The sequence below is a fragment of the Pseudomonas sp. UBA6315 genome (genome assembly GCF_002438125.1).
Taxonomy (GTDB): Bacteria; Pseudomonadota; Gammaproteobacteria; order Pseudomonadales; family Pseudomonadaceae; genus Aquipseudomonas; species Aquipseudomonas faucium.
The window spans coordinates 1-9,819 of sequence record NZ_DJTF01000011.1 but is presented as its reverse complement, the minus strand read 5'-3'; the positions used below and the strand labels follow the sequence as shown (position 1 = coordinate 9,819).

At 64.7% G+C, this 9,819-nt stretch carries 11 protein-coding genes, 1 other RNA gene and 1 pseudogene; 8 read left to right on the top strand and 5 right to left on the bottom strand.

Going from position 1 to position 9,819, the window contains the following annotated elements; all coding sequences use genetic code 11:
• Positions 1-82: 82 nt before the first annotated feature.
• The 6 genes and pseudogenes from B3E94_RS01015 to B3E94_RS00990 all read left to right on the top strand — a co-directional run.
• A pseudogene (locus B3E94_RS01015) lies at positions 83-319 on the top strand (hypothetical protein); the annotation flags it as partial.
• The gene (gene ccoS, locus B3E94_RS01010) at positions 298-510 is read left to right on the top strand and encodes a cbb3-type cytochrome oxidase assembly protein CcoS (RefSeq protein ID WP_286911996.1); all 213 of its coding nucleotides are present in this window, start codon (positions 298-300) and stop codon (positions 508-510) included. The pseudogene B3E94_RS01015 and the gene ccoS, both read left to right, overlap by 22 nt.
• Complete coding sequence (locus B3E94_RS01005) at positions 503-1,186, top strand: sulfite exporter TauE/SafE family protein (RefSeq protein WP_286911995.1); 684 nt, start codon at positions 503-505, stop codon at positions 1,184-1,186. The genes ccoS and B3E94_RS01005 overlap by 8 nt, the downstream gene beginning before the upstream one ends.
• A gap of 154 nt (positions 1,187-1,340) precedes the next feature.
• Positions 1,341-2,723: an oxygen-independent coproporphyrinogen III oxidase gene (gene hemN, locus B3E94_RS01000; protein ID WP_176517107.1), complete on the top strand. Its 1,383-nt coding sequence runs from the start codon at positions 1,341-1,343 to the stop codon at positions 2,721-2,723.
• 186 nt (positions 2,724-2,909) lie between these two features.
• Positions 2,910-3,644 carry a Crp/Fnr family transcriptional regulator FnrA gene (gene fnrA / locus B3E94_RS00995; protein ID WP_176517109.1) on the top strand — a complete coding sequence of 245 codons (735 nt, stop codon included), beginning with the start codon at positions 2,910-2,912 and terminating at the stop codon, positions 3,642-3,644.
• Between the two features lie 55 nt (positions 3,645-3,699).
• Positions 3,700-4,248 (top strand): adenine phosphoribosyltransferase, encoded by a 549-nt coding sequence (locus B3E94_RS00990; RefSeq protein WP_236237127.1) that lies wholly within the window; start codon positions 3,700-3,702, stop codon positions 4,246-4,248.
• 132 nt (positions 4,249-4,380) lie between these two features.
• Here the strand turns inward: B3E94_RS00990 and recR are convergent, their stop codons facing one another.
• The 3 genes from recR to dnaX all read right to left on the bottom strand — a co-directional run bounded on the left by recR (position 4,381) and on the right by dnaX (position 7,490).
• Positions 4,381-4,983 carry a recombination mediator RecR gene (gene recR / locus B3E94_RS00985; RefSeq protein WP_176517115.1) on the bottom strand — a complete coding sequence of 201 codons (603 nt, stop codon included), beginning with the start codon at positions 4,981-4,983 and terminating at the stop codon, positions 4,381-4,383.
• An 88-nt stretch (positions 4,984-5,071) separates the two neighbouring features.
• Entirely contained in the window at positions 5,072-5,407 is a 336-nt protein-coding gene (locus B3E94_RS00980) for a YbaB/EbfC family nucleoid-associated protein (RefSeq protein WP_012315418.1), read from the bottom strand.
• Positions 5,408-5,471: 64 nt separating this feature from the next.
• Positions 5,472-7,490, bottom strand: coding sequence for a DNA polymerase III subunit gamma/tau (dnaX, locus tag B3E94_RS00975; RefSeq protein ID WP_286911993.1), 2,019 nt, complete (start codon positions 7,488-7,490; stop codon positions 5,472-5,474).
• A 123-nt stretch (positions 7,491-7,613) separates the two neighbouring features.
• On the opposite strand from dnaX, the gene B3E94_RS00970 reads away from it, so the two are divergent.
• Entirely contained in the window at positions 7,614-8,381 is a 768-nt protein-coding gene (locus tag B3E94_RS00970; RefSeq protein ID WP_286911991.1) for a substrate-binding periplasmic protein, read from the top strand.
• 42 nt (positions 8,382-8,423) lie between these two features.
• Here B3E94_RS00970 and B3E94_RS00965 read toward each other — a convergent pair whose 3' ends face one another.
• Positions 8,424-8,912 carry a DUF2938 domain-containing protein gene (locus tag B3E94_RS00965; RefSeq protein WP_286911990.1) on the bottom strand — a complete coding sequence of 163 codons (489 nt, stop codon included), beginning with the start codon at positions 8,910-8,912 and terminating at the stop codon, positions 8,424-8,426.
• A gap of 82 nt (positions 8,913-8,994) precedes the next feature.
• Between B3E94_RS00965 and B3E94_RS00960 the strand changes: the two genes are divergently transcribed.
• A complete protein-coding gene (locus B3E94_RS00960) occupies positions 8,995-9,468 on the top strand; it encodes a helix-turn-helix domain-containing protein (RefSeq protein ID WP_286911989.1) in 474 nt (157 codons plus the stop codon).
• Positions 9,469-9,494: 26 nt separating this feature from the next.
• Here the strand turns inward: B3E94_RS00960 and ffs are convergent.
• Positions 9,495-9,591, bottom strand: an RNA gene (gene ffs, locus B3E94_RS00955) — signal recognition particle sRNA small type.
• Between the last annotated feature and the right edge of the window lie 228 nt (positions 9,592-9,819).

The window sequence follows — 9,819 nt, the reverse complement described above, 5'->3', positions numbered from 1 at the left end:
CCCACCCCGCCGGGCGGCCGGGTGGTTGCCAGCCCCCCGCGGGGCGGGCGTCGGGCCCCCCCCGCCCCCCCCCCCCCCCCCCCGCCGCAACATCCCCGAGAACCTGCCCTGGGCAACCCTGTATAATGGCCTGATGTTGCCGTTTGCCGCGCTCGGCTGGATCACCCCGGTGTGGGCGGCCATCGGTATGTCGGTCAGTTCGCTGATCGTGGTGCTCAACGCCTTGCGCCTGACCCGCCTGCCCGTCGGCGCGGGCAGCCCCGCAAGCGGCCCGGCACACCCTGGAAGGAAGCCCGCATGCCCGCCCTCTATGTCATGATCCCGGCCGCCCTGCTGCTCGTCGGCGTGGCGGTGTACATCTTCTTCTGGGCGGTGGACAGCGGCCAGTACGACGACCTCGACAGCCCCGCCCACAGCATCCTGTTCGACGACCAGGACCCGCGCCACCAGGCCGCCGTAAACGACGAAACCACCAAGCCCGACGACCAGGAAACACCGCCCCGTGCCTGACCTGCTTGCCCTGCTCGGCTCGGCGCTGATCCTTGGCCTGCTCGGCGGCGGCCATTGCCTGGGCATGTGCGGCGGCCTGATGGGCGCCCTGACCCTGGCCATCCCGCCCGAACAACGTGCCCGGCGCGCGCGCCTGTTGCTGGCCTACAACCTGGGCCGCATCCTCAGTTACGCCTGCGCCGGCCTGCTGCTGGGCCTGGCCGGCTGGGCCGTGGCCAGCAGCCCGGCGGCCCTGGCTTTGCGGGTGGTGGCGGCGCTGCTGCTGATCGCCATGGGCCTGTACCTGGCGGGCTGGTGGAGCGGGCTGACACGCATCGAGGCGCTGGGCAGAGGGTTGTGGCGGCATATCCAGCCCGTGGCCTCGCGCCTGCTGCCGGTCTCCAGCCTGCCGCGGGCGTTGCTGCTGGGCGCGCTGTGGGGGTGGCTGCCGTGCGGGCTGGTGTACAGCACCTTGTTGTGGGCCGCAAGCCAGGGCAATGCCGGGTACAGCGCTGCGCTGATGCTGGCGTTCGGGCTGGGCACCTGGCCGGTTCTGCTGGCCACGGGGCTGGCGGCGGAGCGGGTCAACAGCCTGCTGCGCCGGCGCAGCGTGCGCGTGGCGGGCGGCTTGCTGGTGATCCTGTTTGGCCTGTGGACGATGCCTGGCCCGCATCAGCACTGGATGATGGGGCATTGAGCGGGCGCCTTTGGCAGCTGAACGCCCTTTGATACCGATCAAAAACATTTTTTGAGCCGCCCGGCGGCCCCGATGCCTTTTGATACAAATCAAGATGGCCGCCTGCAGGCGCCCCTAGACTCCGGACACTGCTGCTCACTCCGGGACCGCCCACATGTTCGAAGATCTACGCTGGGATGCCGACCTGATCCGTCGCTACGATCTGGCCGGCCCGCGCTACACCTCCTACCCCACCGCGGTGCAACTGCACAGCGAAGTGGGCTCGTTCGACCTGCTCCACGCCCTGCGCGAGAGCCGGCGAGCGGTGCGCCCGCTGTCGCTGTACGTGCACGTGCCGTTCTGCGCCAACATCTGCTACTACTGCGCCTGCAACAAGGTCATCACCAAGGATCGGGGCCGCGCTGCGCCCTATCTGCAGCGCCTGGAGCAGGAAATCCAGCTGATCGCCTGCCACCTGGACCCGAAACAGCGGGTCGAACAGCTGCACTTCGGTGGCGGCACCCCTACCTTCCTCAGCCACGTCGAACTGCGCCAGCTGATGGCCACCCTGCGCCAGCACTTCAACCTGCTGGACGATGACTCCGGCGACTACGGCATCGAGATCGACCCGCGCGAGGCCGACTGGTCGACCATGGGCCTGCTGCGCGAACTGGGCTTCAACCGCGTCAGCCTCGGCGTGCAGGACCTGGACCCGGCCGTGCAACGGGCAGTCAACCGCCTGCAGAGTCTGGAGCAGACCCGCACCTTGATCGAGGCGGCGCGCACCCTGCAGTTCCGCTCGGTCAACCTCGACCTGATCTACGGGCTGCCCAAGCAGACCCCGGAAGGCTTCGCGCGCACGGTGGAAGAAGTGATCCGCCTGCAACCCGACCGCCTGTCGGTGTTCAACTACGCGCACCTGCCCGAGCGCTTCATGCCCCAGCGGCGCATCGACGCCAGCGACCTGCCGGGGCCTGCGGCCAAGCTCGAGATGCTGCACAACACCATCGAGCAGCTGACCGCCGCCGGTTACCGCTACATCGGCATGGACCACTTCGCCCTGCCCGACGACGAACTGGCGGTGGCCCAGGAGGAAGGCACGCTGCAGCGCAACTTCCAGGGCTACACCACCCACGGCCACTGCGACCTGATCGGCCTCGGGGTGTCGGCGATCAGCCAGATCGGCGACCTCTACTGCCAGAACAGCAGTGACCTCAACACCTACCAGGACAGCCTCTCCAACGCCCAGCTGGCGACCCAGCGCGGGCTGCTGTGCAACCACGACGACCGCATCCGGCGGGCGGTGATCCAGCAGCTCATCTGCCATTTCGAGCTGGATTTCGAAACCATCGAGGAGGCCTTCACTCTGGATTTTCGCGGCTACTTCAATGAACTGTGGCCAGAACTTCAGACCCTGCAGCGCGACGGCCTGATCAGCCTCGACGACAAGGGCATCCGCATCCTGCCGGCCGGGCGCCTGCTGGCACGCTCGGTGTGCATGCTCTTCGATGCCTACCTGGCGATGCACAACCGCCAGCGATTCTCCCGAGTTATCTAGCCGGGGGAGGCGATTAACCGCATGGACAAGCGGCCTTGCCAGGCACACTATGGGCGAGAACGGACCCCCGGCATCAAGCAGCTGGGGTTCGGCCAGGGCGCACCAAAATAGCGCACGCTGGCCTACACCCTATGCCGTAGGTTACCCTTACGTCTTATGTGTGCTTTCCCACAAGGATCGATTCAAATGTCCGAGCCAGTCAAACTGCGCCCTCACAACCAGGCCCATTGCAAGGATTGCAGCCTGGCGCCCCTGTGCCTGCCTCTTTCGCTCAACCTGGAAGACATGGATGCACTGGATGACATCGTCAAGCGCGGACGGCCGCTGAAGAAAGGCGAGTTCCTGTTCCGCCAAGGTGACAATTTCGGCTCGGTCTACGCGGTACGTTCCGGCGCGCTGAAGACCTTCAGCCTGAGCGACAGCGGCGAGGAGCAGATCACCGGCTTCCACCTGCCCAGCGAACTGGTCGGCCTGTCCGGCATGGACACCGAAGCCTACCCGGTTTCGGCCCAGGCCCAGGAAACCACCTCGGTGTGCGAGATTCCCTTCGAGCGCCTGGATGAGCTTTCGGTGCAATTGCCGCAACTGCGCCGCCAGTTGATGCGGGTGATGAGCCGCGAAATCCGCGACGACCAGCAGATGATGCTGCTGCTGTCGAAAAAGACCGCCGACGAACGCATCGCCACCTTCCTGGTCAACCTGTCCGCACGCTTCCGCGCCCGCGGCTATTCGGCCAACCAGTTCCGCCTGAGCATGTCGCGCAACGAGATCGGCAACTACCTGGGCCTGGCGGTGGAAACCGTTTCGCGGGTGTTCACCCGCTTCCAGCAGAACGGCTTGCTCCGCGCCGAAGGCAAGGAAGTGCACATCCTCGACCCGATCCAGCTCTGTGCGCTGGCCGGTGGTGCGATGGAGGTCTGAAAGCGGCGCCAAGCAGGTATACTGGCGCAATCGTTTTCCCAGGATACCCGCGATAATGCACAGCGACGCCTTCGACCTCAAAGCCCTGATCCGCCCGGTAGTGGACTTCCCCAAACCGGGCGTGATCTTCCGCGATATCACCCCGCTGTTTCAGTCGCCACGCGGGCTGCGCTATGTGGCCGACCAGTTCATCGAGCGCTATGTGGAGGCTGACTTCAGCCACATCGGCGCCATGGACGCGCGCGGTTTCCTGATCGGCTCGATCATCGCCCACCAACTGAACAAGCCGCTGATCCTGTTCCGCAAGCAGGGCAAGCTGCCGGCTGACGTGTTGTCGGAGGGGTACCAGACCGAGTACGGCGAAGCCTTCCTGGAAGTGCATGCCGACAGCCTGTGCGAAGGCGATTCGGTGCTGATCTTCGATGATTTGATCGCCACCGGCGGTACTTTGCTGGCGGCCGCCAACCTGGTGCGCCGTACGGGGGCCCAGGTGTTCGAGGCGGCGGCAATCATCGATTTGCCGGAACTGGATGGGTCGCGCCGACTGCAGGCGGCTGGGGTGCCGACCTTCTGCCTGACCGAGTTTTCGCTGAGCGAATACTGAGTAAACGGGGCCGCTTGGCGGCCCAATCGCCGGCAAGCCGGCTCCCACAGTGGCTGCATCGCTCTCGAGGCTTGCGCTGTACCTGTGGGAGCCGGCTTGCCGGCGATTGGGCTGCGCAGCAGCCCCATGCAATCAAAGAGAAATCGGCCTGCGCCCGGCAAAGGCGTGCGCCAGCGTCCCGCCATCGACCAGCTCCAGCTCGCCGCCCAATGGCACGCCATGGGCAATCCGCGAAGCTACCAAGCCTTTCTCCGCCAGCAGCTGCGCAATGTAGTGCGCCGTCGCCTCACCTTCCACCGTCGGGTTGGTCGCCAGGATCACCTCGGTGAAACTGCCCTGCTCTTCGATCCGCGCCATCAATTGCGGCACGCCAATCGCCTCAGGCCCCAGGCCGTCCAGCGGCGACAGGTGCCCCTTGAGCACGAAATAGCGGCCGCGATAGCCGGTCTGCTCCACCGCATACACATCCATCGGCCCTTCCACCACGCACAGCTGGCTGTCGTCGCGGCGTGGGTCCGCGCACTGCGGGCAGAGCTCCTGCTCGGTCAGGGTGCGGCACTGGCGGCAGTGGCCGACGCCGTCCATGGCCTGGCTCAGGGCCTGTGCCAGGCGGGTGCCGCCACTGCGGTCGCGCTCCAGCAGCTGCAGGGCCATGCGTTGGGCGGTTTTCTGGCCGACGCCGGGCAAGATGCGCAAAGCATCGATCAGTTGACGGATCAGGGGGCTGAAGCTCATGTATGCGGGCCTGTCATTTCACCAAACAGAATGAACAAGGGAGCAACGGCCGCGTGGCCGTTGCTCCCCATTGTGAAGCAGAAAACGATCAGAACGGCATCTTGAAGCCCGGCGGCAGTTGCATGCCAGCGGTCATGCCGCCCATTTTTTCCTGGCTGCTCTGCTCGACCTTGCGCACGGCGTCGTTCAGTGCCGCGGCAATCAGGTCTTCCAGCACTTCCTTGTCGTCTTCCTCGGTCGACATCAGGCTCTGGTCGATGCTGACGCGCTTGACGTCATGACGGCCAGTCATCACCACGCTGACCAGGCCACCACCGGATTGGCCAGTCACTTCGGCGTTGGCCAGCTCTTCCTGCATCTTGGCCATTTTTTCCTGCATCTGCTGGGCCTGCTTCATCAGGCCGGCCATGCCACCTTTCATCATGGGGGTATACCTCGATTGGGTCATGTGATGCGGCCTGGCAAAGGGCCGGCCGCACGGTTATCCGTTACTGCGCCTGGCTGACCAGGGCATCTACAGGCTCAATAGTATCCTGCCGCACCGTGGCGCCGAACTGCTTGATCATCTGCTGGATCAACGGATCCTGTTCGATCGCGCTCACGGCATCCTGCTGGCGCTCGGCACGCTTGCGCGATGCGGCCTGGGCCGGGGTTTCCTGCTCGGGGCGGATCAGCTCGATCCGCAGGTTCAGGGTGCGCCCCAGGTGCTGGTTGAGCGCTTCGTTCAGGCGGCGCTGCTGGGTGGCGTTGAACAGCGCGCCCTGGCCCGGGTCCAGGTGCAGCAGCCAATCGTCACCCTCTGCAGCCATCAGCGTACAGTTCGCGGCGATGTTGCCTGTCATACCGGAGACAGGCAACTGTGGGAATAATTCTAGCCATTGCAACGCAAGACCGGTGGCCGGTGCTGCCGCGGGCAATGGCTCGGGGGTGGCCACGGGGGGCTCTTCCTGCACGTGCTCGGCCAGTTCGTCGAGGTAGCTGAAGCCGACCGGGTCGCTTTCGCCGCCGTAGTAGTCCTCGTCGATCGGCGGCTCGTCGTCGCGCTCCATGCCGGCCGAGGCATAGGCGGACGGGTCGAACGGCGGTTCGTCATAGGCCGGCTCAGGGGTAGGTGCAGGCGCTGCCACGGGCGCAACGGGCTCGGGCTCGGGCTCTACGCTGACCGGCACGGGCGCGGCGGCGGGCTCTTCCCAAGGCAAGTCGATGACTTCCTCTACCACCGGCGTGGGCGCAACTGGCTCGGGCTCGGGCTCGGGTTCAGGCTGCGCAGCAGGCGCTGGCGCCGCCACCGGGGCAGGGGCAGGCTCCACGACAGCAACCGCAGGCGCCACCACTGCCGGCGCTGCCACTGGGGTTGCTGGATCAGCTGTGGCCTGGCTGATCCCCACCGGCTTTAGTACGGGCTTCGGCGCATCGTCGGTATCGGCCGGGCGGAAGGCCAGCATCCGCAACAGGACCATTTCAAAGCCGCCCCGCGGGTCCGGCGCCAATGGCAGATCGCGCCGGCCAATCAGGCCCATCTGGTAATAAAACTGCACGTCCTCCGCCGGCAAGGCCGAAGCCAGCGCCAACACCCGGTCGCGGTCGCCCTGGCCGTTATCCACCGCTTCCGGCAGGGCCTGGGCGATGGCCACCCGGTGCAGCACGTTGAGCATTTCGGCCAGCACGCCGCTCCAGTCCGGGCCTTGTTCGGCAAGGTTGCGTACCGCTTCGAGCAGCGCCCGCGCATCGCCTTCGAGCAGCGCCTGCAGCACGCCGTAGACCTGGCCATGATCGAGGCTGCCGAGCATGGCGCGCACGTCGGCGGCCAGTACCTTGCCCTCACCGAAGGCGATGGCCTGGTCGGTCAGGCTCATGGCATCGCGCATCGAACCATCGGCGGCGCGGCCGAGCAGCCACAGGGCATCCGGTTCGAATGGCACGTTCTCGGCCTGCAGCACATGGCTCAGGTGCTCGACCACCCGCTCCGGGCTCATGTTCTTCAGCGAGAACTGCAGGCAGCGCGAAAGGATGGTCGCCGGCAGCTTCTGCGGGTCGGTGGTGGCAAGGATGAACTTGACGTAGGGTGGCGGCTCTTCCAGCGTCTTGAGCAAGGCGTTGAAGGAGTGGGTGGAGAGCATGTGCACTTCGTCGATCAAATAGACCTTGAAGCGCCCACGGCTTGGCGCGTACTGCACGTTATCGAGCAGTTCGCGGGTGTCTTCGACCTTGGTGCGGCTGGCGGCGTCGATCTCGATCAGGTCGACGAAACGCCCCTCGTCGATCTCCCGGCACACCGAACAGGTGCCACAGGGCGTGGAGGTGATGCCGGTTTCGCAGTTCAGGCATTTGGCGATGATGCGTGCAATGGTGGTCTTGCCCACGCCCCGCGTGCCGGTGAACAGGTAGGCGTGGTGCAGGCGCTGGTTGTCCAGGGCATTGATCAAGGCCTTGAGCACATGGGCCTGGCCGACCATTTCGCGGAACGAGCGCGGACGCCATTTTCGTGCAAGAACCTGATAACTCATCGAAAAACCATCGCAGCCTGATCGAGCGGAAGATCGCTAATGCTAGCGGAGCGGGGCCAAAATTGCACCCTGCATGGTTCGACTAAGCTTAGCCACTGGCACGCTGTTCAAGGAGGATGTGCAGTGCGAAGACTGCTGGCCCTGCTGCTGCTCTGGTCGACCCACGGCCTGGCAGACCCGAATGTGCTGCGGTTTTCCGTGGCCGAGAGCTGGAGCATGCCGCTGGTGCGCCTGGAAAACGGCCAGCCGGTCGAAGGTTTGATGTTCGACCTGATACAGGCCCTGGCCCGCGAAGCCGGCGCCCTGCCCGAGTACCACGTGCTGGCCCGCCTGCGCCTGCAACAGGCGATGGAGGATGGCGATATCGACGTGCGTTGCTATGTCAGCACCCAGTGGTTCAATGACCGGCCGGGCAATTTCGTCTGGAGCGTGCCGTTGTTCGAGCAGCGCGATGTGCTGGTGGGCCGCGCCAGCGACAGCAGCCCTACTCGCCCGGAGCAACTGCCGGAGCAGGCCATTGGCACCGTGCTGGGTTATGCCTATGGCACGCTGGAGCCGTTGTTCGCGCAGGGGCGGTTGCGCCGCGAGGACAGCCGCAGCCAGGAGCTGGCGCTACAGAAGCTGCAAATCGGGCGTTATCGGCATGCGGTGAGCAATGAGCTGTCGCTGCAATGGTTCAATAAGCAGCTGCCTCCCGAGCAGCGCCTGCAGGTGCTGGCGGTGCTGGAGGAGCAGACGCTGGGGTGCATGGTGCGCAACGACCCGGCGATACCGACCCAAGGTATCTTGCGGGCGCTGGTGCGGATGAAGGAATCCGGGGAGATCGAGCGGATTACCCGGCGGTATGGGGTTACGGGGCATACAGAGGGGGTTTCGGCGGCCCGCCCCTGAACAGGTGGGCTGCGCGGCTAGCCTTGAGCTCGCATTCACGCATTAGGGCCAGGCGATCATTGCCGCGCTCAGAAACAACCCCACCCCGAACACCAAATGCGTCACCAGGCTCTTCAAACAGTTACGCGCAGGCGCAGGCGTTCTAGATGCAAAGAACCCTGCCCCCATCACCGGCTGCATGAAACATAGCGGCGCCACCACCGTGCCCATACCAACAACAAGCGCAGGCCCCAACGTGGGCGCCTGCAACCAGCTTTCCCCTGCCATCGCGATCAACAGCATGGCGAACAGCACACCGATGGCGTAATGAATCACCCAACCCCACGCCAACTCGTGGCGCACCGGTTCGGCCTTGGCAATCGCCTGGTGCCACATGCGCCCCTTGAGCGCGTGCCCTGCCCAACGCCCGACCATGGCGAAGTTCAGCGTGGCCACACCCAACCGCCTCAACAGCAGGCCCCACAAGTCCATGAGCACCGTGGCACCCATGCCGATGGGCAACGCAGCAAGAAACATCGCAGAAAACGTCATTGAACAAGCCCTCGAAGATTGACGGTCATCACCATGCCGCGCAGCATAGAAGTTGAAGTCAACTTCAAGTCAAGGGCCTTAAATGGACATTGCCGATGTCGCCAAACGCACAGGTGTACCTGCATCGACGCTGCGTTACTACGAGAAGATAGGCTTGCTCAAATCACTCGCCGGGCAGGGGCAACGCCGGCAGTTTGCTGCTGACGTGGCAGACCGGCTCGCGCTGATTGCCTTGGGTCAGGCTGCGGGGTTTTCTCTGGATGAAGTGGGAGCGATGCTGGTCAATCTGCAGGTGGACCGGCAGATGCTGATAGCCAAGGCGGATGAACTGGATGCGCGCATCAGGCAGTTGCAGGCGATGAGCAAGGGGCTGCGACATGCGGCGCAGTGCCCTGAAGTGGATCATCTGGCCTGCCCGAAATTCCAGCGGCTGATGAAGCTATCAGCGGCAGGGCATGGAAAAAAACGGGATTACCAAAGCCTAAAGGGCGAGATGTCCAGAAACAACTCAGGCAAATGCCGAGAGGATGGCGACCCAAGAGGCAACAGCACTTGATTTTCCCAGCCTAGAAATGGAGGCGGCCCCACCAGCCACACCCCGGCACTCGATGTTCCCGCTATGGCTGCTCCCTTCCGGGCCTGACCAGGTTAACGGGTAATCAATGCGGGGGGACCGATGGGGCCACCACTACGCGCCTCGCTGAGCAGCGAGTGGCGCCATTGTACTGGTCTTGGGAGCAGATACAACCTCTGGGGGAGAAAAAGTCATCATTTCTCAATGACTTGACCGACCAGGACTTGGCACGCGACTCGTGTAGGAGCGGCCTTGTGTCGCGAAAGGGCTGCGAAGCAGCCCCGGCAATATAGCGTCATGGCACCAATTGGGGCTGCTTTGCAGCCCGTTCGC

Excerpts from the sequence above, each read along its gene's own strand:
- ccoS (WP_286911996.1), top strand. The coding sequence starts at position 298 with ATGCCCGCCCTCTATGTCATGATCCCGGCCGCCCTGCTGCTCGTCGGC.
- hemN (WP_176517107.1), top strand. The coding sequence starts at position 1,341 with ATGTTCGAAGATCTACGCTGGGATGCCGACCTGATCCGTCGCTACGAT.
- fnrA (WP_176517109.1), top strand. The coding sequence starts at position 2,910 with ATGTCCGAGCCAGTCAAACTGCGCCCTCACAACCAGGCCCATTGCAAG.
- B3E94_RS00990 (WP_236237127.1), top strand. The coding sequence starts at position 3,700 with ATGCACAGCGACGCCTTCGACCTCAAAGCCCTGATCCGCCCGGTAGTG.
- recR (WP_176517115.1), bottom strand. The coding sequence starts at position 4,983 with ATGAGCTTCAGCCCCCTGATCCGTCAACTGATCGATGCTTTGCGCATC.
- B3E94_RS00980 (WP_012315418.1), bottom strand. The coding sequence starts at position 5,407 with ATGATGAAAGGTGGCATGGCCGGCCTGATGAAGCAGGCCCAGCAGATG.
- dnaX (WP_286911993.1), bottom strand. The coding sequence starts at position 7,490 with ATGAGTTATCAGGTTCTTGCACGAAAATGGCGTCCGCGCTCGTTCCGC.
- B3E94_RS00965 (WP_286911990.1), bottom strand. The coding sequence starts at position 8,912 with ATGACGTTTTCTGCGATGTTTCTTGCTGCGTTGCCCATCGGCATGGGT.
- B3E94_RS00960 (WP_286911989.1), top strand. The coding sequence starts at position 8,995 with ATGGACATTGCCGATGTCGCCAAACGCACAGGTGTACCTGCATCGACG.